Source organism: Actinomyces viscosus (assembly GCF_900637975.1).
GTDB classification, from domain to species: domain Bacteria; phylum Actinomycetota; class Actinomycetes; order Actinomycetales; family Actinomycetaceae; genus Actinomyces; species Actinomyces viscosus.
Genome location: NZ_LR134477.1, coordinates 950,852 through 971,670, shown reverse-complemented (window position 1 = coordinate 971,670; position 20,819 = coordinate 950,852). Strand labels below are relative to the sequence as shown.

Annotated in this window: 14 protein-coding genes and 4 tRNA genes; 14 read left to right on the top strand and 4 right to left on the bottom strand. The window is 67.9% G+C overall.

The features are described 5' to 3' along the window. Positions 1-13: 13 nt before the first annotated feature. A complete protein-coding gene (locus EL340_RS04255; protein ID WP_126413586.1) occupies positions 14-2,725 on the bottom strand; it encodes a DUF2339 domain-containing protein in 2,712 nt (903 codons plus the stop codon). 212 nt (positions 2,726-2,937) lie between these two features. On the opposite strand from EL340_RS04255, the gene EL340_RS04250 reads away from it, so the two are divergent. After that, the gene (locus EL340_RS04250) at positions 2,938-4,314 is read left to right on the top strand and encodes a UTP--glucose-1-phosphate uridylyltransferase (protein ID WP_126413585.1); all 1,377 of its coding nucleotides are present in this window, start codon (positions 2,938-2,940) and stop codon (positions 4,312-4,314) included. A gap of 169 nt (positions 4,315-4,483) precedes the next feature. On the opposite strand, the gene EL340_RS04245 is transcribed toward EL340_RS04250, so the two are convergent. After that, positions 4,484-4,556 (bottom strand) — tRNA-Val (locus EL340_RS04245). 150 nt (positions 4,557-4,706) lie between these two features. Here EL340_RS04245 and EL340_RS04240 point away from each other — a divergent pair. From EL340_RS04240 to EL340_RS04230, 3 genes are all read left to right on the top strand, one after another. After that, positions 4,707-4,779: transfer RNA gene (locus tag EL340_RS04240), tRNA-Gly, on the top strand. 36 nt (positions 4,780-4,815) lie between these two features. Further along, positions 4,816-4,886 (top strand) — tRNA-Cys (locus tag EL340_RS04235). A 1-nt stretch (position 4,887) separates the two neighbouring features. Next, positions 4,888-4,962, top strand: a tRNA-Val gene (locus EL340_RS04230). 56 nt (positions 4,963-5,018) lie between these two features. Here the strand turns inward: EL340_RS04230 and EL340_RS04225 are convergent. Further along, a complete protein-coding gene (locus EL340_RS04225) occupies positions 5,019-5,882 on the bottom strand; it encodes an HAD family hydrolase (protein ID WP_126413584.1) in 864 nt (287 codons plus the stop codon). Positions 5,883-5,989: 107 nt separating this feature from the next. On the opposite strand from EL340_RS04225, the gene uvrC reads away from it, so the two are divergent. The 4 genes from uvrC (at position 5,990) to EL340_RS04205 (ending at position 12,616) form a co-directional block, all read left to right on the top strand. After that, positions 5,990-8,146: an excinuclease ABC subunit UvrC gene (gene uvrC, locus EL340_RS04220; protein WP_126413583.1), complete on the top strand. Its 2,157-nt coding sequence runs from the start codon at positions 5,990-5,992 to the stop codon at positions 8,144-8,146. A 51-nt stretch (positions 8,147-8,197) separates the two neighbouring features. Then, on the top strand, positions 8,198-9,055 hold the full coding sequence (locus EL340_RS04215; RefSeq protein ID WP_126413582.1) for a PRD domain-containing protein: 858 nt from the start codon (positions 8,198-8,200) through the stop codon (positions 9,053-9,055). A gap of 183 nt (positions 9,056-9,238) precedes the next feature. Next, positions 9,239-11,095: a beta-glucoside-specific PTS transporter subunit IIABC gene (locus EL340_RS04210; protein ID WP_126413581.1), complete on the top strand. Its 1,857-nt coding sequence runs from the start codon at positions 9,239-9,241 to the stop codon at positions 11,093-11,095. Positions 11,096-11,164: 69 nt separating this feature from the next. Continuing rightward, positions 11,165-12,616 (top strand): glycoside hydrolase family 1 protein, encoded by a 1,452-nt coding sequence (locus tag EL340_RS04205; RefSeq protein WP_126413580.1) that lies wholly within the window; start codon positions 11,165-11,167, stop codon positions 12,614-12,616. Positions 12,617-12,645: 29 nt separating this feature from the next. Here the strand turns inward: EL340_RS04205 and purT are convergent, their stop codons facing one another. After that, positions 12,646-13,935 carry a formate-dependent phosphoribosylglycinamide formyltransferase gene (gene purT / locus EL340_RS04200; RefSeq protein ID WP_126413579.1) on the bottom strand — a complete coding sequence of 430 codons (1,290 nt, stop codon included), beginning with the start codon at positions 13,933-13,935 and terminating at the stop codon, positions 12,646-12,648. Positions 13,936-14,055: 120 nt separating this feature from the next. Here purT and rapZ point away from each other — a divergent pair, with 120 nt between their 5' ends. The 6 genes from rapZ to tpiA all read left to right on the top strand — a co-directional run bounded on the left by rapZ (position 14,056) and on the right by tpiA (position 20,777). Continuing rightward, positions 14,056-15,030: an RNase adapter RapZ gene (rapZ, locus tag EL340_RS04195; RefSeq protein ID WP_126413578.1), complete on the top strand. Its 975-nt coding sequence runs from the start codon at positions 14,056-14,058 to the stop codon at positions 15,028-15,030. A gap of 3 nt (positions 15,031-15,033) precedes the next feature. After that, a complete protein-coding gene (locus EL340_RS04190; RefSeq protein ID WP_126413577.1) occupies positions 15,034-16,035 on the top strand; it encodes a gluconeogenesis factor YvcK family protein in 1,002 nt (333 codons plus the stop codon). Positions 16,036-16,440: 405 nt separating this feature from the next. Next, positions 16,441-17,421 carry a DNA-binding protein WhiA gene (whiA, locus tag EL340_RS04185; protein WP_126413576.1) on the top strand — a complete coding sequence of 327 codons (981 nt, stop codon included), beginning with the start codon at positions 16,441-16,443 and terminating at the stop codon, positions 17,419-17,421. A 247-nt stretch (positions 17,422-17,668) separates the two neighbouring features. Continuing rightward, complete coding sequence (gene gap / locus EL340_RS04180; RefSeq protein ID WP_126413575.1) at positions 17,669-18,676, top strand: type I glyceraldehyde-3-phosphate dehydrogenase; 1,008 nt, start codon at positions 17,669-17,671, stop codon at positions 18,674-18,676. A 112-nt stretch (positions 18,677-18,788) separates the two neighbouring features. After that, the gene (locus EL340_RS04175) at positions 18,789-19,982 is read left to right on the top strand and encodes a phosphoglycerate kinase (protein ID WP_126413574.1); all 1,194 of its coding nucleotides are present in this window, start codon (positions 18,789-18,791) and stop codon (positions 19,980-19,982) included. 15 nt (positions 19,983-19,997) lie between these two features. Next, positions 19,998-20,777, top strand: a complete 780-nt coding sequence (tpiA, locus tag EL340_RS04170) for a triose-phosphate isomerase (RefSeq protein ID WP_126413573.1) — start codon at positions 19,998-20,000, stop codon at positions 20,775-20,777. The last annotated feature ends 42 nt before the right edge of the window (positions 20,778-20,819 follow it).

The window sequence follows — 20,819 nt, the reverse complement described above, 5'->3', positions numbered from 1 at the left end:
GGGCGGCTCCGACTCAGAGGCGGCCATGCTTCTCGGTGCTCTCCATCTGCTCGCGACGCTGCTCCTGGGCGTAGCGGTTGTAGAGCAGTGAGAGGACGAAGCAGACGACGCCCGCGGCCGCCAGCGAGATGACCCGAATGATCGAGTTCTGCGAGGCCATGTCGACGGCGGCGAGCTTGAGAACGGCCAGAAGCACCAGGGTCAGTCCGTAGTGGCGCAGGATCGTCAGGCGCGCTCTGAAACCGAAGACGATGCAGGCTCCGCCGGTCAGCAGCACCAGCACCGACATGAGGACCGAGCCCGGCCCGATGCCGGTGGCCACGATGATCGAGAGCCACATGAGCAGGGAGTCTCCGATCGCCAGGCTCAGGCACACCTCCGTGCGCCGCCCCCAGGGAAGCAGGATCCACGTGGCACTCGCTCCCAGCCCCAGGGCGACGGCCACCAGCGCCAGGGTCCATGCCGGCGAGGTCAGGTCCTCCGCCCAGGACAGTGTCACTATGGCACTGACGGCGACAATCGCGGAGACGATCCAGGACGGTACCGGTGCCCCCGCCATCGGGGTGTGCGGGTCGGGCAGGGCCTCGCCGTGGGAGCCCACTAGGTAGCGGGATCCTCGGCACCGGCCACTGAGCACTCGAAGCGGTGTGGCCCCGCTGGAGAAGGCCCCCAGGGCGATGAACGCGATCAGGACCAGGCCTGGAACCATGCGCAGGGCAGCCCAGGCGTTCGAGTAGCCATCCACAAGGACGCTTGCGAGCAACGGAGTGAGAACCGCGAGGTTGAAGACAATGGCTCCCAGTGCCAACCGTAAGGCCAGCAGCCGCGGCTGCACGCGCGACGCAGTGGCATCTGTGGCGGGGATCGGCGTGCTGCGCGCAACGTGGTGGCCGAGCCCCTCGGCCACCACCACCAGGAGCACAGAGACCGCCACAGACGTGATAAGGGACAGGTTCTCAGCCCGGGAGTATGCGGTTTCGGGGAGTGTGAGGATCGGTGCGGTACCGAGGAGGGCCAGGATCGGAGCCGGCTCCACCCGGCCGCCCACGATGGCGGGCAGGAAGCAGAGCATTGCGGTCACGACCACGAAGAGATAGGCACGGGGGTCGTCGATGATCGCCATCCCGACCAGCGCCAGAGGAAGGAAGGACGCCTCATGGCCGATCGCCATGGCACTGCGCCACTGGTCGGGGCCATGGGGCGCGAGTACGGCGAGCGCCGCTCCGGCCAGCAGGATGAGCTCGAGGATGAAGGTGGCAATGACGGCGGAGTGTGTCAGCCCGACGTCCACCTGCTCCGCCAGCAGGTTCCTGTAAGCCACAAGGAGGGTCGCGGCGGCCAGGGCCCAGTCCATGCCGGCTGCCCTGATGCCGATGCTCCACAGACGTTTGCTGGCGTGCATCATCTGGCAGATCAGCAGCAGGCACAGGGCAAGTACGATGGCGGTGCCACCGACGGCGGAGATGCGCAGCATCGATCTGAGCGGGGCGAAGACAAGCGCCGCCACCGTCGCCACCAAGGATGTCACCGGATACCAGGCGGCCAGGCGCATCCGCTCCGTGCCTCGCGAGAGGATCCCGCAGGTGAGGGCCAGGACCGCGACGTAGACACCGATCATCAGCCAGGTGATGATCGCTGAGCGCGGTTGATGCGTCACGTGGCTGACCGCGAAGCCGATGGTTACCAGGGCGCCGATGCTGGAGACCACCGCGGTGAACAGCACCCGCGTCAGATGGGATACGACCAGAAGGAGGAGTCCCCAGCAGGCCATGAGGGCCAGGGCGGTCTCGGGGCCGAGCATCCCGTCCAAGAGAACGGCTCCCACGATGGAGACGAAGCCGAGCCCGCCACCTGTTCCCGTGATGGTCGCTGCAGCCACCCGGTAGCGGGGCCGGCTGATTCCCAGGCGAGCGCCCACGGCCGTCATCGTCACCGCGATCAGCGCCAGCGCCAGGATCTTGACCGGGTCGGGAATGGAGTCCCACACAAGAGCCAGAAGGCTGACCCCTGCGGACAGGACGAGCACTGCTGCGGCGCCGGAGAGCAGATAGCGCCCGAGGTTGCCCTCCCGCATCGCCCGCCGTGCCCAGCCGGGAATCTCGCCGGCGTCGGTGGTGCCCATCGGGACACTGCGGGCAGGCTCTTCTGGGAGGGGCTGCGTTCTGTCGGCGGCGTAGGGCGGGACGGGCGCATGGCCTGTTGAACCGGGACTCGTCCAAGGCCTGGCGGAGTGCTCGGGTGCGATGTGACTGGGCTCGTGATGGCGCTGAGCCGTTGGCTGCTCGAGCTCAGGGACGCCGGGTGAGTCGGAGGACCGCACCGGAGCGGCCCTCGCAGCCTCCTCCTCTTCGTCTTTCATGGTCTCGTTCTCAACGACTTGTGCAGAGGACGACGAGGTGCTCAGATCCTGTTGGAGAGCCTCGCCGGAAGCGCTTGTCGTAAAGCTGCTCGCCGGTGGTGTGGTCACCGTGGGTGAGTCGGCGGTGGGCAAGGGCTCCGAGAGGCGGTCATCGACGACCTTGGGAGTCTCAGCAACCGTCGAGGCGGAGACGTAAGGGGTGCCGTCCCCCGGCATGGGACGATCGCGGTTCACCTGCGCCGGGTCTCCGGCGGTATGGCTCAGCCAGGTGACGCGTCGCGCGACCCAGTCGATCTTCTTCTCGATAAGGTCCAGCCTCTGCAGGAGCAGAGTGACATTCGGGTCCGCATTAGGTGGGATGGACATGGCGTTCTCCTCGTCACTCGGTGCTTGACAGGAAGCAGCTCGTCACACAACCGGTTCAAACGAGAATAGAAGGAAACGCCGGTGTCGGGTAGGGAACGTGCTCCCCTGTGGATAACCCGTTTGCCCTGCGAGGACGTTGCCAGTCTCATTGCAAACGAACAGAGTCGAACAAACTGCCCCAAGAACGGTCAGCCTGGGTTAGGCTACGCGTCATGAGCGAGAACGGACTCACTGCTGCCCAGCACAAGATGCGCGACGCGGGTGTCGCCGAGCAGGCCATTACGGTCTTCACGCACTACTACCAGTGCCTGGAGGGCGGAGCCACGGGACTCATTCCCGAGGAGACCATTGAGCCGCTCACGCAGATCGACTCCCTTGCCGACATTGACGTCAGTGAGGAGGCGGCCCGGGAGGCGCTGAGCAGGACGGTCCTCATCCGTCTCAACGGCGGGCTGGGGACCTCCATGGGTCTTGATCGCGCCAAGTCCCTTCTGCCGGTGCGTGACGGCAAGACCTTCCTCGACCTGCTGGTCGACCAGGTCATGGCGGCTCGCCGGCGTTACGGAGTGAGCCTGCCGCTGATCCTCATGAACTCCTTCCGCACCCGTGAGGACTCTCTGGAGGTGCTGGCCGGCCATCCCGACCTCCAGGTTGACGGTCTGCCCCTGGACTTCCTGCAGAACCGTGAGCCTAAGCTCCGTGCCGACGACCTGAGCCCGGTGGAGTGGGAGGATGATCCTGAGCTCGAGTGGTGCCCGCCGGGGCACGGTGACATCTACACGGCGCTGCTCGCCTCCGGCCTGGTCGACGCGCTCCTGGACAAGGGCTACCGGTACGCCATGACCGCCAACTCCGATAATCTCGGGGCGGCGCCGTCGGCCAGGATCGCCGGCTGGTTCGCGGCCTCTGGCGCCCCCTACGCCCCGGAGATGTGCCGCCGCACGCCGGCCGACGTCAAGGGCGGGCACCTGGCGGTGCGCAAGAGCGACGGGCGCATCATCCTGCGGGACACGGCGCAGACCCCCGAGGATCAGATGCACTACTTCACCGACCAGTTCCGCCATCCCTTCTTCCACACCAACAACCTCTGGTTCGACCTCCAGGTGCTGCGCGACACCCTGGCTGAGCGGGACGGGATCCTCGGGCTGCCACTCATCAGGAACAGCAAGACCGTCGACCCTGCGGACTCCTCCTCGACGCCGGTCATCCAGCTGGAGACCGCTATGGGAGCTGCGGTGGAGGCCTTCGAGGGGGCGACCGCCATCGAGGTTCCCCGCTCCCGCTTCCTGCCGGTCAAGACCACCAACGACCTGCTGCTCGTACGTTCGGACGTCTACGAGGTCGACGACGACGGCCTGCTGCAGATGGTCCCGGAGCGCGCCTGCACCGTGAACCTCGACCCCCGCTTCTACAAGAAGATCCAGGACTTCGAGGCCCGGTTCCCCGAAGGCGTTCCCTCGATCAAGGACGCGCAGTCGCTGAGCGTGGAGGGCGACTGGACCTTCGGCGCTGACGTCGTCGCAACCGGTGAGGCGCACTTGGGGCACGAGGGCTCTCCTGGAAAGGTCGCCGACGGCGCCCGTATCTGAGAGCTCCCCGGAGACCGCCTCAGGGATCATCCTCTCGGAAGGGGCTCCGACCTTCGTGGTCGGAGCCCCGCTTTGAGGTGATCGGCACTCGCGGGTCAGCGAGCTGGGGTGAGGAAAGAAAACGTCTGGCATTCCTTTAAGGAATGCCAGACGTAGCACGATGATCCGGTGGGCGATACTGGAATCGAACCAGTGACCTCCTCGGTGTGAACGAGGCGCTCTAACCCCTGAGCCAATCGCCCGGTGCGGCGCTAACCATAGTCAGGCTTGCACCTCCCGGGCAAACGGCTGCTCGGTGAGGTGAATCACCGCGATGCTGTTTGCCTGTCGGTGCGATCGTGATGCTATGGTTTTCCAGCACCGAGCGATTCGTCCGAACCGCGAGGGATCACGCGGATGTGGCTCAGTTGGTAGAGCATCACCTTGCCAAGGTGAGGGTCGCGGGTTCGAGTCCCGTCATCCGCTCCGAGGAGCCGGGAGCGCCCAGCCCCAGCATCTCATGGTGGGTTGGCCGAGAGGTTAGGCACCGGCCTGCAAAGCCGTTTACACCGGTTCGAATCCGGTACCCACCTCGGGCGATTGGCGCAGCGGGAGCGCGCTTCCCTGACACGGAAGAGGTCACTGGTTCGATCCCAGTATCGCCCACCACTGAACGACGAAGGCCCGAGCCCACTGGCTCGGGCCTTCAAAGTCGATGAGAACCGTTACTCGGTCAGGCCCAGGCGCCTCAGCGCCTTGGCCAGGCCGTCGTTCTCGACGTCATCGGTGACCAGGTTGGCCGCCTCCTTGACCGCCAGGGCCCCGTTTCCCATTGCCACCCCCGTTCCGCAGTACTCCAGCATCTCGATGTCGACGGCGGCGTCACCGAAGGCCACCGCTTGCCGTCTGTCTGCTCCGCGGTGGGCCAGCAGAACGTCGATGGCGTGCCGTTTCGACACACCCGCACAGCTCGCATCGCCGAAGAGCGGATCATGACCGCTCCCGCCCCAGGAGCCGATGACCAGGTCCGGCAGCTCCCGGCGAGCTGCGGTCAGATCGGCTTCAGGGGCACGCAGCAGGAAGCTGATCTTGTTGACGTCATCTCGCACCAGCTCTTCGGTGAAGACCATGTCCGGAAACACATCGTCGACCTCCATGCTGCGCGCACCTTCCGCCCCCTTTCCGACGGCGTAGGCGCGGATCGCCAGTCTGGCGGTGTCCCGGAACGTGGGGGAGGCGTACAGGCCCGAGTTCGCCTCGAGGTAGAAGTCCAGGCCCCGCCTCCTCAGCCAGGAGACGATCTCCTCGCACTGCTCCCTTGAGAGGCGCTGGTGAAGAAGTACCTGACCAGCATCCTCCACGTAGGCGCCGTTACCTCCGATCATCCCGTCCAGCCCGATCTGCCAGATCGTCTCCGGCATCTCTGCGCGCGAGCGCCCCGTGCACACGTAGACCCGATGGCCGGCGGCTCTGGCCTCTCTGATCGCGCGGACCGCGGAGTCGGGCAGGACGTTGCCGTAGGTGACGAGCGTGCCGTCAATGTCGAGAAACACGGTGCGGGGAACGGGTGCAGGGACGGCGGTGCTCATCGGATCCTCCTTCATGAACCCGTCGACCTCGACTGGCTCATTCGGCTCTGCCCGCACTGTCCGGGGCGTGTCGTGCGTGAGGTCGGTTGGCGTCTACCCTAGCGGGCATGGCCGACCCCTCGACGTATCGTCCCGCCCCAGGCGAGATCCCCACGTCCCCGGGTGTTTACCGGTTCCTGGACGGGCAGGGGCGGGTCATCTACGTCGGCAAGGCCAAGAACCTGCGGGCCCGCCTGTCCAGCTACTTCCAGGACCTCGCCGCCCTGCACCCGCGCACCCAGAAGATGGTGACCACCGCCTGCGCCGTGGAGTGGACCGTCGTGTCCACCGAGGTGGAGTCCCTGGCCCTGGAGTACTCCTGGATCAAGGAGTTCAACCCCCGCTTCAACGTCATGTACAAGGACGACAAGTCCTACCCCTACCTGGCGGTGACCATGGGCGAGGAGTTCCCCCGCGTGCAGGTGGTCCGGGGGGCCCGCAGGGCCGGGACCCGGTACTTCGGTCCCTTCGTCCAGGCCTGGTCCATCCGCGACACCGTCGACCAGCTGCTGCGCGTCTTCCCGGTCCGCTCCTGCTCGGCCGGCGTCTTCCGCCGGGCCCAGGCCTCAGGCCGACCCTGCCTGCTCGGCTACATCGACAAGTGCTCGGCACCCTGCGTGGGCCGCATCAGCCCCCAGGACCACAGGGCGCTGGCCGAGGACTTCTGCGCCTTCATGGCCGGACGGACCGGCCCCTACCTGCGCCAGGTCGAGTCCGAGATGAAGGCGGCCGCCGCCGCCCTCGACTTCGAGAAGGCCGCGCGCCTGCGCGATGACGCAGCCGCGCTGCGCAAGGTCATCGAGGGCAACGCCGTCGTGCTGCCCGACGCCACCGACGCCGACGTCTTCGCCCTGATGCGCGATGAGCTCGAGGCTGCCGTCCAGGTCTTCCACGTGCGCGGCGGACGGGTGCGCGGGCAGCGGGGCTGGGTCGTGGACCTCATCGACGACGCCGGGAACGCCGAGCTCATCGAGCGTCTCCTCGAGCAGGTCTACGCCTCCCTCCTCGACCCCGCCGACGCCGGAGCCATCCACCAGGGCGGTGCCCCGACGTCATCCGGTACCACCACCTCCGTCGGCGTAGGTGACCGCGCCCCCTCCAGCCCCCAGCCCCGCAGCGGGCCGAAGGGCTCCGACGGTGCCTCCTCCAGGCGCAACGGTGAGTCGGCGGCCACCAGCGTCGACGACGTCGCCCACACGGCCACCACCGCGGTGCCCCGAGAGATCCTGGTTCCCGAGATGCCCAGCAACGCCGCAACCGTGCGCGCCTGGCTGGCCGGCCTGCGCGGCGCCAAGGTTGACCTGCGCGTACCGCAGCGCGGCGACAAGGCCGCCCTCATGGACACGGTGCGCAAGAATGCCGAGGAGGCGCTGCGCCTTCACAAGGCTCGCCGGGCCGGAGACCTCACCCAGCGCACCCTCGCCCTCGACGAGCTCGCCGAGGCCCTCGACCTGCCCGAGGCTCCCCTGCGCGTCGAGTGCTACGACATCTCCCACACCCAGGGCACCTACCAGGTCGGCTCCATGGTCGTCTTCGAGGACGGCGCACCGCGCAAGTCCGACTACCGCCGCTTCACCGTGCGAGGGCAGGACGGCAACGGTGCCGCCGACGACACCGCCGCCATGCACGAGGTCCTGACCCGTCGGTTCAAGCGGCTCATCGCCGAGCAGGGGCAGGGCGAGGTAGCCGCCCGGGCGGCCGAGGAGATCGAGGACGCCGAGGGCGTCGCCGTCGCCTCCGGCCCCATCGACCCCGAGACCGGTAAGGCGCGACGCTTCTCCTACGCCCCCGGACTCGTCGTCGTCGACGGCGGTCTGCCCCAGGTCAACGCCGCTCGTGCCGTCCTCGACGAGCTCGGCATCGACGTGCCGCTCATCGGGCTGGCCAAGCGCCTGGAGGAGGTGTGGGTACCGGGGGAGGAGTTCCCCGTCATCCTGCCGCGCACCTCCCCGGCCCTCTACCTGCTCCAGCACCTGCGCGACGAGTCCCACCGCTTCGCCATCACCCACCACCGGAAGAAGCGCTCGGCCGGTATGACCCGCTCCGTCCTGGACGGGGTCCCCGGCCTGGGGCCGGCCCGCCAGGCGGCCCTGCTGCGTGAGTTCGGCTCCGTCAAACGCATACGGCAGGCGGAGGTCGAGGACATCACCCGCGTCAAAGGCATCGGCCCGGCCCTGGCCGGTAGCATCCTGGCCCATCTCAACGGCTCGCAGAAGGACTCCTAGATCCAGCGGCTCCAGGGCCGGGGGCGCATCCGGGCATGGCACAATCGGCTCGTGGAGATACTGCGAGTGCTCAACAACAACGTCGTGCTGGCACGCGACGAGATTGGGCGCGAGGCGATCCTCACCGGCAGGGGACTCGGATTCCAGCGCAAACGTGGACAGAGCGTCGACACCGCCCTCATCTCCCGTCGCTACATCCCCGCTGACAACGCCCAGTCGGTGGCCGAGGTCATCGCCGGGATCCCGCTCGAGCGTCTGGCGCTCACTGAGCGCGTCTTCCGCAAGGCGGCCCGGGAGCTGGGAACGGAGGTTCCCTCCTCGAGCATCATCGCCGTGGTCGACCACATCAACCAGGCCATGGAGCGGGTCCGCCAAGGGTTGACCATGGACTATCCGCTGCGTGCGGAGGTCGCCCACCTGCACCCCGAGGAGCTGCGGCTGGCCGAGGCCATGGTCGAGGAGATCAACGCCGCGCAGGAGATCCAGCTGCCGGGAGGTGAGGCCGTCGCCCTGGCCCTCCACCTCTTCACCGCCGCCATCGGTGCACCCTCCGCTCAGGCCGCCAGCGAGCAGTCCAGGCTCATCGGCCAGGTCATGGGACTGCTGGAAAAGACCCTCGGGGAGGCCTTCGACCCCGACTCCGTCAACGCCGCCCGCTTCGCGGTCCACCTGCGCTACTTCCTGGTGCGCTCGCGCACCGCAGACCAGATCGAGGACGGTACCGCCTCCCTGGTGACCCAGGCGCTACGCGTTTCCGACCCCGACTCCTACCGGGTGGCTCTGCGCATCCGGGACCTGCTGGAGATCCGACTGGGCGCCACCGTGACAGCCGATGAGACCGCCTACCTCGCCCTGCACGTGGCCCGGTTGACCTCCGCTCTTCCCCAGACCACTCAAAGTGACGCGTAACACAGAATGAGATCTTGTCCGGTGATCCGATCATCCATAGTATTCAGAACGAATTCCGGCGAGGAATTCACAGGATTGTGACCCATCCGGGGCAAGACCTGAGACACGACAGCGTTCACGCGCTGCCACTGTCTCGGGTCTTTTTTGTTTTCCGGAAGTGGTTACTGACTCAGGAGGACATTAATGGCGAAGGTCGACTATGCGGCGCTGGCGCCGCAGCTGCTGGACAATATCGGAGGCGAGGAGAACGTCTCCTCCATGAACCACTGCGCAACCCGAATGCGATTCGTTCTCAAGGACGAGTCCAAGGCCTCTACCGAGGCCGTCAAGGCTCTCGACGGCGTCGTCACCGTGGTGCAGGCCGGCGGCCAGTACCAGGTGGTTATCGGCAACGACGTCCCCCTGCTCTACGAGGAGCTCAGCCGACTCACCAACCTGTCCGCAAATGACGACGAGGCACATACCGGCAACAGCGGAAGCCTCTTCGACCGGTTCATCAAGATGGTCTCGGCCCTCATCAACCCGGTCGTGTGGACCCTCGCGGGTGCCGGTCTCATCAAGGCCTTTCTGAGCCTGGCAACCACACTGGGATGGCTCTCAGAGAAATCCACCACCCACACGATCCTCAATGCCGCAGGCGACTCGGCTCTGTACTTCCTTCCGATCCTGCTGGCCATCACCTCGGCACGCTACTTCAAGGCCAACGAGATCACCGCTGTCGCCCTGGCCGGGGCCCTGGTCTATCCCGAGATCGTCGCGCTCAACGACGCCGGCGGCCCGGTCACCTTCTTCGGTATCCCGGTGGTCATGGCCTCCTATGCGTCCTCGCTCGTCCCGATCATCGTGGCCGTATGGTTCCAGTCCCACCTTCAGCGATGGCTGACCAGGATCCTGCCCTCGGCCATCCGCAACTTCTCCGTGCCGTTGCTGGTGCTGCTCATCATGGTCCCGCTGACCCTCATCACGGTCGGCCCGGTGACGACCGCGGCATCAAACGCGATCGCTTCCCTGATGAACGCCCTCTTCGAGCACGTCCCCTGGGTGGCCGGAGCCGTCATGGGCGCCTTCTGGCAGGTCTTCGTCATGTTCGGGGTGCACTGGGGGCTGGTGCCAGTCATGATCGCCCAGTACAACGACCCGGGCTTCTCCCTCATGGCTGGGCCGATCTTCCCGGCCGTCCTGGCCCAAGCGGCCGCAACCCTCGGGGTCATGATCCGCACCCGCAGCACCAAGATGCGGGAGCTGGCCGGACCGGCCGCGCTGTCCGGATTCCTAGCAGGAATCACCGAGCCCGGGATCTACGGTGTCAACCTGCCTCTCAAGCGGCCGTTCCTCTACGGCTGCATCGGTGGTGCGATCGGCGGCGTCATCGTCGCGGCCGGGAACGGCGCCACCACCTCCTTCGTCTTCCCCTCCCTCATCGGCATTCCCGCCCTGCTCAACCATGGAAACCTCGCCCTGGACTTCATCGGCATGGGCGTTGCCGTCGTCGTCTCCCTGTCCCTGACTCTCGTCCTCGGGTTCAAGGAGCCGGTCGAGGAGGAGAAGAGCTCCCCGGCGCTCTCTGAGGAGTCCGACGCCGAGCCCACCACCGCACTCACCTCACCGGTGAACGGAACCGCCCGGCCCCTGGAGAACGTCGCCGACCCGGTCTTCTCCTCCGGAGCGCTCGGCAACGGCGTGGGTATCGTCCCCTCCGACGGGCACGTCCTGGCCCCGGCGTCGGGCACCGTCGTCACCGCCATGGACTCCGGCCACGCCTACGGCATCAAGACCGACGACGGCGTCGAGGTCCTCATCCACGTCGGCCTGGACACCGTCAACCTCAAGGGGGAGGGATTCACCCCGAAGGTGAGCGCCGGCGAGCGGATCGTGCGCGGCGAGCCTCTGGTAGACGTGGACCTCCAGGTCGTCCGCGACGCCGGATACGACCCCACCACGATCCTCGTCATCACCAACACCGCCTCACTGGGCGCCGTCGTCCCGATCGTCGACGGCGAGGTCACCACCGGCAGCACCGTGGTCGAGATCGACCACTGAACCGGTTCCCATCACCAGCAGCCGAGACAAGACAGCATAAGACAACAGCACAAGACAGGAGACAGGCACATGACCGCCGCACCCACGACTCCCGAGACCACCCACCGCTTCCCCGACGGCTTCCTGTGGGGAGGGGCCACCGCCGCCAACCAGATCGAGGGCGCCTACAACGAGGGCGGCAAGGGCCTGTCCGTCCAGGACGTCATGCCCCGAGGCATCATGGCCCCTCCCACCGAGGCTCCCACACCGGACAACCTCAAGCTCGAGGCGATCGACTTCTACCACCGCTACGCCGAGGACATCGCGCTGTTCGCGGAGATGGGCTTCAAGGTGTTCCGCTTCTCCATCGCCTGGAGCCGCATCTTCCCGCTCGGCGACGAGACCGAGCCCAACGAGGAGGGACTGGCCTTCTACGACCGCGTCCTCGACGAGCTCGAGAAGCACGGGATCGAGCCACTGGTCACCATCAGCCACTACGAGACCCCACTGCACCTGGCCCGCACCTACGACGGCTGGACCGACCGGCGCATGATCGGGTTCTTCGAGCGCTACGCCCGCACCCTGTTCGAGCGCTACGGCGATCGGGTGAGGTACTGGCTGACCTTTAACGAGATCAACTCCGTGCTCCACCAGCCCTTCCTGTCCGGCGGCATCGCCACCCCCAAGGCCGAGCTCAGCGAGCAGGACCTCTACCAGGCCATCCACCACGAGCTCGTCGCCTCAGCGGCCGCCACCAGGATCGCTCATGAGGTCAACCCCGACATCCAGGTCGGCTGCATGATCCTGGCCGTGCCCACCTACCCACTCACTCCCGACCCCCGGGACGTGTGGGCCGCCAAGCAGGCCGAGCGCGCCAACTACGCCTTCGGGGACCTCCATGTGCGCGGCGAATACCCCGGCTACCTGATGCGCGCACTGCGCGACAAGGGCATCGAGCTGGAGATCACCGAGGAGGACCGCAGGCTGCTGCGCGAGAACACCGTCGACTTCGTCTCCTTCTCCTACTACATGTCCGTGTGCGAGACCGTCACCCAGGAGGTCCAAGCCGGTCAGGGCAACCTCATGGGCGGCGTGCCCAACCCCACCCTTGAGGCCTCCGAGTGGGGGTGGCAGATCGACCCTCAGGGCCTGCGCACCATCCTGGGCGACTACTGGGACCGCTGGGGCAAGCCCCTGTTCATCGTCGAGAACGGTCTGGGCGCCAAGGACGTCCTCGTCGAGGGGCCCGACGGCCCTACCGTCGAGGACGACTACCGCATCGCCTACATGAATGATCACCTCGTCCAGGTCGCCGAGGCCATCGCCGACGGCGTCGAGGTCCTGGGCTACACCTCCTGGGGATGCATCGACCTGGTCTCTGCCTCCACCGCCCAGATGTCCAAGCGCTACGGCTTCATCTACGTGGACCGCGACGACGACGGACACGGCACCCAGACCCGCTACCGCAAGAAGTCCTTCGGCTGGTACCGCGACGTCATCGCCTCCAACGGCGCTGTCCTGGTGCCTCAGACGCAGGACTGAGGCCCGGCAACCCGGCCCGGGCGCCCGCCTCAGACGCTGGGACGGATCGCCCGGGCCGCTGCCCGCGCCCGGTCTTGGGCCATCGAGACGTCGTCGCCGTAGGCCACCACGACGCCCAGGCGCCGGCCGGCATGGGCCTCGGGCTTGCCGAACAGCCGCAGATCCACGCCGTCCTGCACGAGTGCCTCGTCAAGACCCGCGAAGCTCACGCCCTCACCGGGCGCGGAATCGCCCGCGGCCTTGATCGTCACCGAGGCGCCGGGGGAGCGCAGCGAGGTGTCCACGGGCAGCCCCAGCAGGGCTCGAGCGTGCAGCTCGAACTCGCTCAGGCGCTGGCTCGCGAGCGTCACCAGCCCGGTGTCGTGGGGCCGCGGAGAGACCTCGGAGAAGAGGACCTCCTCCCCGCAGATGAACAGCTCGACCCCGAACAGCCCCCAGCCGCCCAGTGCGGTGGTGACGGACCGGGCCACCTCACGCGCCCGCTCCAGGGCCACCGGGCTGAGACGCTGCGGCTGCCAGGACTCCACGTAGTCGCCGTCGACCTGACGGTGCCCGATCGGCTCGCAGAAGCTCGTCACCGTCTGGCCGGTCCGTGGGTCGCGCGAGCGCACCGTGAGCAGGGTGATCTCGGTGTCGAAGCGGACGAGGCCCTCCACGATGACCCGCCCCCGGTCGACCCGTCCGTCGGCGGCCGCGTAGCGCCATGCCGCCTCCAGGTCCTGCGGACCGCGCACCACCGACTGGCCATGGCCCGACGACGACATGACCGGCTTGACCACGCACGGGAAGCCCACCTGCCGGGCTCCTGCCGCCAGCTCCTCCGGACCGGAGGCGAAGGCGTAGGGGCTGGTCGGCAGCCCCAGCTCCTCGGCCGCCAGACGGCGGATCCCCTCGCGGTTCATCGTCAGCTGCGCCGCACGGGCCGTCGGCACCACCCGCACCTCGCCAGCCTGCTCCAGGGCGACCAGGGCATCGGTGGCCAGGGCCTCGATCTCGGGGACGACGATCGCGGCGCCGCTGGAGCGGATGGCGGCCGTCAACGCCTCGGGGTCGCTCATGTCCACCGTCAGGGCGTTGTGGGCCACCTGCTGGGCCGGAGCCCCGTCGTAGCGGTCAATGGCCGTGACCTCCACGCCCAGGCGGCTGAGCGCGATCGTCACCTCCTTGCCGATCTCGCCGGCACCCAGCAGTGCCACCTTCGTCGCGCTGCGGGTCCAGGGCGTGCCCAGGACCGGGGCGTCAGACCGGGGGACGGGCGTCGGCTGGAACTCGGAAGGTGATGGCTGGGCGCTCTGGTCGGACATGGGGGAGGGGCTCATAAGGCCTCCTGGCGTCTGGTGCCGGGAATCGGCGACAGCGAGTACGGGCAACGGTGAAACGCTACCGGTAAACCGGCGTCGGCGATGGGTAGGCCCATCCGGACGTGCGATGCTTGGACCATGGATGACGAGCGCCGCCCCCAGCCCTCCTCCGGTAAGCGCAAGCGGCTTCAGGACACGGTTCCCATCGAGATCCCCGCCCTCGATGAGGCCACTCCGCCGGTCCCGCCCGCCGAGCGGCCCGAGATGATCATTGTCACGGGTATGTCCGGGGCCGGGCGCTCGCGCGCGGCCAACGCCCTGGAGGACCTTGACTGGTACGTGGTGGACAATCTGCCGCCCCAGCTGCTGCCGGCCCTGTCCGGCATGATGACGACGGTCGGCGCCGGTGTGCACCGGCTGGCTGCGGTGGTCGACGTGCGCAGCCGCGAGTTCTTCTCCCACTTCATGGACTACCTGCGCAAGGTCCGGGACAACGGTACCGACGTGCGACTCATCTTCCTGGACGCCTCCGACGCGGTCCTGGTCAGGCGCTTCGAGTCCTCACGCCGCCCCCACCCGTTGCAGGGCAACGGCTCCGTCCTCGACGGTATCGAGCACGAGCGCACTCTCCTCGGGGGGCTGCGGGGCGTGGCCGACATCGTCATCGACACCTCCAACTACTCCGTGCACGACCTGGCCCGTCGGGTGCGCGAGCTCGTGGCCCACGAGTCCGACCTGGCGCTGCGCATCAATGTCATGTCCTTCGGGTTCAAGTACGGCATTCCCCTGGACGCCGACCATGTCCTGGACGTGCGCTTCATCCCCAACCCCTACTGGGTCTCCGAGCTGCGACACCTCACCGGCCGAGACTCCCCTGTGGCCGACTACGTCTTCGCCCAGAAGGGGGCGGCAGCCTTCGTCGACGGCTACGCGGACCTGCTCATTCCCGCGCTCCCGCAGTACGTTGACGAGCTCAAGCCTCACGTTACCCTGGCCGTGGGCTGCACCGGAGGCAAGCACCGCTCCGTGGCCTCGGCGGAGAGGCTCGGGGCCAGGCTGCGCAGAGCCGGCTTCGAGGTCGTTGTCCAGCACCGTGACCTGGGACGGGAGTAGACAGTGGGAACGACGATCGATGTGGCGGGGTGGCCCCGCCGCGGTGAGGAGGGGCCGGCCGTCGTCGCTCTGGGAGGCGGGCACGGCCTGTCCGCCACGCTGCGGGCGCTGCGCCATGTCAGTCACCGGCTCACCGCCGTCGTCACCGTCGCCGACGACGGCGGCTCATCGGGGCGCCTGCGCCGAGAGTTCGACTGTCTGCCGCCGGGGGACCTGCGGATGGCGCTGGCCTCCCTGTGCGAGGACTCCGAGTGGGGGCTGACCTGGCGCGATGTGCTCCAGCACCGTTTCGAGGGCCAGGGCGAGCTCGACAACCACGCCCTGGGGAACCTGCTCATCCTGGCGCTGTGGCAGCTGCTCGGGGACGACGTCGCCGGACTCGACTGGGTGGGGCGCCTGCTGACGATCCACGGCCGGGTCGTGCCCATGTCCTCCTCGCCCCTGGTCATCGAGGCGGACATCGTCTCCGGCGGGACCAGCCGCAGAGTCAGCGGTCAGGTGGCGGTGGCCTCAGCCCGAGGACGCCTGGAGAACGTGGGGATCGTTCCCGAGGACGCCGACGCCCACCCCGAGGCCCTGCGCGCCATCGATGAGGCGGACTGGGTGGTGCTGGGGCCCGGCTCCTGGTACACCTCGGTGCTTCCTCACCTCATCCTCCCCTCCATGCGTCAGGCTCTGGTGAGCACCTCGGCTCGCAAGGTCGTGGTCCTCAACCTCTCCGCTCAGCAGGGCGAGACTGACGGAATGACCAGCGCCGACCACCTGAGGGTGCTGCGCCAGTACGCACCCGATCTGCGCCTGGACGTGGTTCTGGCCGACCCCTCGACCGTTGCGGACGTCGTCGATCTCGAGTCGGTGGCCTCAGCCATGGGGGCCACCGTCGTCCTGCGGCAGGTGCGTACCGGCGAGGCCCTGTGCCATCACGACCCGCTGCGCCTGGCCGCCGCCTTCCGGGACGCCTTCGAGGGGGCGCTGGGGGACGTCGACGACAAGGCGCAGCCCTGACGGAACCGGCTGCAGTGATGGACAGCCGCACCAGCCGTGCTGCTGTACCGGCCAGTCAGTAAGGTCAGTAAGGATTGCGGTGGATCATGGCAGAACGTGACACTGGACTCATTGACGAGTCCTGCCGCTCACCATCGTTCATAATTCTCCGCGGCCCCGCCCAGCCAGCTGCAGGGTGCCACGGCTAGGAATTTTCCTAGATGCACCCTGCGGGGCGCCGCCTCACATTGCTTTTTCGTCTCACCTGCTCCGGCTGCCGCCCGGTCCGTGTCCCTGTGAGTGACGCACCGACTAGACCTGAGCGACACCAGCAGGGCCGATCACCCCGTCCGCACCGACCATACCGACCATACCGACCATGCCGGCCATGACCCCCGACGACCACCAACCACGAGGAGCCCACCCATGTCGCTGACGGTCACCGTCAAGGATGAGCTCGCGCTCGTCGTCACCGAGAACGCCGCCCAGCGGCGGGCAGAGGTCTCCGCGATGCTGCGCTTCGCCGGGGGGCTGCACATCGTCTCCGGACGCATCGTCGTCGAGGCCGAGCTCGACCACGGCGGGGCCGTACGCAGGCTGCACCAGCACCTCAAGGAGCTCTACGGGATGGAGCCCGAGGTCATGGTCGTCCAGGGCGGCTCCCTGCACCGGGGGTCTCGTTACGTGCTGCGAGTGACCCAGCGGGGCAAGGACCTGGCCCGCCTCTCCGGGCTGGTCGACGACCGGGGCCGGCCGGTGCGTGGCATGCCGGTCGCCGTCGTCCAGGGCGGACGCAACGCTGCCGCTGCCGCCTGGCGCGGAGCCTTCCTCGCCCGCGGCTCGCTGACCGAGCCCGGCCGGTCCTCCTCCCTGGAGGTCACGTGTCCCGGTTCCGAGGCCGCACTGGCCCTTGTGGGAGCCGCGCGGCGCTTCGACATCTCGGCCAAGGCCCGCGAGGTGCGCGGGGCCGACCGCGTCGTCGTGCGCGACGGCGAGGCCATCGGCATCCTCCTGGAGCGGATGGGTGCGCCGGAGGCCTTCAAGGTGTGGGCTGAGCGCCGCTCCCGGAGGGAGTCACGAGGCACAGCCAACCGCCTGGCCAACTTCGACGACGCGAACCTGCGCCGTTCCGCCCGCGCCGCCGTGGCCTCGGGGGCCCGGGTCGAGCGCGCCTTCGAGATCCTGGGGGACGACGTCCCCGCCCACCTGCTCCAGGCCGGCAAGCTGCGCATCGCGCACAAGCAGGCCTCCCTGGAGGAGCTCGGCCAGCTCTCCGACCCGCAGCTGACCAAGGACGCCGTCGCCGGACGGATCCGCCGGCTCCTGGCCATGGCGGACAAGCAGGCGCACGAGCTGGGCATCCCTGACACCGAGTCGGTTCTCACTCAGGAGATGCTCGAGCCCTGAGCCCAGGTGGGACCTCGGTCCTGGCTCCGGAGGCAATCGATGGTCATAGAACCCGCAGAGGCTGGTTTCTGCGTCACAGTGTTCGCCCGTGGCGTGGCCGGCGACTCCCAGCGGCTGCCCAGTATGGCTAGACTCGGCCGTGCCGGAGCTGAATCGGATGTGAGCTGAAGATGTTCCGGAGCACACGCTGTGTGTGAGAAGAGCCCAGCAACCGTGCGCCGCTACCGGCGCACTAGGAGGACACAAAGTGACCACCCGCGTTGGTATTAACGGCTTCGGCCGGATCGGCCGCAACTTCTTCCGCGCCGCCCTCGAGCAGGGCGCCGACATCGAGGTTGTCGCCGTCAACGACCTGACGGACAACAAGACCCTGGCCCACCTGCTCAAGTACGACTCGATCCTCGGTCGTTTCAACGGCGAGGTCTCCTACGACGAGGATGGCATCACCGTCAACGGCAAGCACATCAAGGTGCTCGCTCAGCGCAACCCCGCCGACCTGCCCTGGGGCGACCTGGGTGTTGAGGTCGTCGTGGAGTCCACCGGCTTCTTCACCGACGGCGAGAAGGCCAAGGCCCACCTCGACGGTGGCGCCAAGAAGGTCGTCATCTCCGCTCCCGCCAAGAACGTCGACGGCACCTTCGTCATGGGTGTGAACGAGGACGACTACGACAACGCCACGATGAACATCGTGTCCAACGCCTCGTGCACCACCAACTGCCTCGCCCCCCTGGCCAAGGTCCTCCACGAGAACTTCGGCATCGAGCGCGGCATCATGACCACCATCCACTCCTACACGGGTGACCAGCGCGTCCTCGACGCCCCGCACAGCGACCTGCGCCGTGCTCGCGCCGCCGCGCTGAACATGATCCCCACCAAGACCGGTGCCGCCCAGGCCGTGGCCCTCGTCCTGCCCGCCCTCAAGGGCAAGTTCGACGGTCTGGCCGTGCGCGTCCCCACCCCGACCGGCTCGCTGACCGACCTGACCTTCATCGCCGAGAAGGAGGTCTCCGTCGACGCCGTCAAGGCCGCCGTCAAGGCCGCCGCCGAGGGTGAGCTCAAGGGCGTTCTCGAGTACACCGAGGACCCGATCGTCTCCACCGACATCGTGGGCAACCCGCACACCTCGATCTTCGACGCCACCGAGACCAAGGTCATCGGCAACCTCGTCAAGGTCCTCTCCTGGTACGACAACGAGTGGGGCTACTCCAACGCCCTGGTCCGCCTGACCGCCCTGGTCGGCTCCAAGCTCGCCTGAGACCAGACCGAGAGCATGACTCTCTAGAAGACGGCGCCCGCGCCACGCTATGCGTGCGCGGGCGCCGTCCGTCAGATCCCACACCTTCCACCCACAACCGATGAGAGGCTTTATGAAGACCATCGAGTCCCTGGGCGACCTCAAGGGCAAGCGAGTCCTGGTCCGCTCCGACTTCAACGTGCCGCTGGACGACGACAAGAACATCACCGACGACGGCCGTATCCAGGCCGCTCTGCCCACCCTGCGAGCTCTGCTCGACGCCGGCGCCAAGGTGATCATCACCGCCCACCTGGGCCGCCCCAAGGGCCAGGTCGACCCCGACTACTCCCTGGCGCCCGTCGCCAAGCGCCTCGCCGAGGTCACCGGCGCCAAGGTGACTCTCGCCGAGGACACCGTCGGCGAGTCCGCCAAGGCCGCCGTCGCCGCCGCCGGCGACGGCGAGATCGTCCTGCTGGAGAACGTGCGCTTCAACGCCGCCGAGACCTCCAAGGACGACGCCGAGCGCGAGGCCTTCGCCGCCGAGCTCGCCGCCCTGGCCGACGTCTTCGTCTCCGACGGCTTCGGAGTCGTGCACCGCAAGCAGGCCTCCGTCTACGACGTCGCCAAGCTGCTGCCCTCGGCCGCCGGCCTGCTCGTTCTTAAGGAGATCGAGTCCCTGGGACGCGCCGTCAACGACCCCGAGCGCCCTTACACCGTGGTGCTCGGGGGCTCCAAGGTCTCGGACAAGCTGGGCGTCATCTCCAACCTGCTGAGCAAGGCGGACCGCCTCCTCATCGGTGGTGGCATGGCCTACACCTTCCTGGCCGCTCAGGGCCACGAGGTGGGCACCTCCCTGCTGGAGAAGGACCAGATCGAGACCGTCAAGGGCTACCTGGAGACGGCCAAGGCCAATGGCGTCGAGCTCCTCCTGCCCGTCGACACCGTCGTGGCTCCCACCTTCGCCCCGGACGCCCCGGCCACCGTCGTGCCCTCCGACGAGCTGCCCGCCGACCAGATGGGCCTGGACATCGGTCCCAAGACGCGAGAGCTCTTCGCCGACGCCATCGCCACCTCCAAGACCGTGGTGTGGAACGGCCCCATGGGCGTCTTCGAGTTCCCGGCCTTCGCCGAGGGCACCAAGGCCGTCGCCAAGGCGATCTCCGAGTCCGACGCCTTCTCCGTCATCGGTGGCGGCGACTCCGCCGCGGCCGTGCGCACGCTCGGCTTCGACGAGGCCACGTTCTCCCACATCTCCACCGGTGGCGGCGCCTCCCTCGAGCTCCTCGAGGGCAAGACCCTGCCGGGTATCGCAGTGCTCGAAGACTGAAGGAAGGCAACCTAGATGAGCAACCGCACCCCGCTCATGGCGGGCAACTGGAAGATGAACCTCGACCACCTCGAGGCCAACCACCTCGTCCAGGGCCTGACCATGGAGCTCAAGGACCACGACCACGACTACGCCAAGTGCGAGGTCCTCGTGATCCCGCCGTTCACGGACATCCGCACCGTGCAGACCGTCGTCGAGGCCGACTCCCTGAGCATCAAGTACGGCGCCCAGGACGTCTCCACCCACGACAACGGCGCCTACACCGGTGAGGTTTCCACCGAGATGCTCACCAAGCTCGGCTGCAGCTACGTGGTCATGGGCCACTCCGAGCGTCGCGAGTACCACGGCGAGTCCGACGCCCTCGTGGGCGCCAAGGCCCGCAAGGTGCTCGACGCTGGCATGACCCCCATCCTGTGCTGCGGCGAGGCGCTGGAGATCCGCAAGGCCGGCACCCACGTCGAGTTCGTCCTGGGCCAGATCCGCGCCGCCCTCGAGGGGTGGAGCGGAGAGGACGTCGCCAAGATCGTCATCGCCTACGAGCCCATCTGGGCCATCGGCACCGGCGAGACCGCCACCGCCGAGGACGCCCAGGAGGTGTGCGGGGCGATCCGAGAGGCCCTGCGCGCCGACTACGGCGACGCCACCGCCGACGCCACCCGCATCCTCTACGGCGGCTCGGCCAAGCCCGGCAACATCAAGGAGCTCATGGCCCAGCCCGACGTCGACGGCGCCCTGGTCGGTGGAGCCTCCCTCAAGGCCGACTCCTTCGCGGCCATGGCGGGCTTCTACGCCTGAGCAGCCTGCGCAGCGTCACCGGGTCCTGGACACCTCACACGA

Coding starts and splice junctions, on each gene's coding strand:
- EL340_RS04255 (WP_126413586.1), bottom strand. CDS start 2,725: ATGTCCATCCCACCTAATGCGGACCCGAATGTCACTCTGCTCCTGCAG.
- EL340_RS04250 (WP_126413585.1), top strand. CDS start 2,938: ATGAGCGAGAACGGACTCACTGCTGCCCAGCACAAGATGCGCGACGCG.
- EL340_RS04225 (WP_126413584.1), bottom strand. CDS start 5,882: ATGAGCACCGCCGTCCCTGCACCCGTTCCCCGCACCGTGTTTCTCGAC.
- uvrC (WP_126413583.1), top strand. CDS start 5,990: ATGGCCGACCCCTCGACGTATCGTCCCGCCCCAGGCGAGATCCCCACG.
- EL340_RS04210 (WP_126413581.1), top strand. CDS start 9,239: ATGGCGAAGGTCGACTATGCGGCGCTGGCGCCGCAGCTGCTGGACAAT.
- EL340_RS04205 (WP_126413580.1), top strand. CDS start 11,165: ATGACCGCCGCACCCACGACTCCCGAGACCACCCACCGCTTCCCCGAC.
- purT (WP_126413579.1), bottom strand. CDS start 13,935: ATGAGCCCCTCCCCCATGTCCGACCAGAGCGCCCAGCCATCACCTTCC.
- rapZ (WP_126413578.1), top strand. CDS start 14,056: ATGGATGACGAGCGCCGCCCCCAGCCCTCCTCCGGTAAGCGCAAGCGG.
- whiA (WP_126413576.1), top strand. CDS start 16,441: ATGTCGCTGACGGTCACCGTCAAGGATGAGCTCGCGCTCGTCGTCACC.
- EL340_RS04175 (WP_126413574.1), top strand. CDS start 18,789: ATGAAGACCATCGAGTCCCTGGGCGACCTCAAGGGCAAGCGAGTCCTG.
- tpiA (WP_126413573.1), top strand. CDS start 19,998: ATGAGCAACCGCACCCCGCTCATGGCGGGCAACTGGAAGATGAACCTC.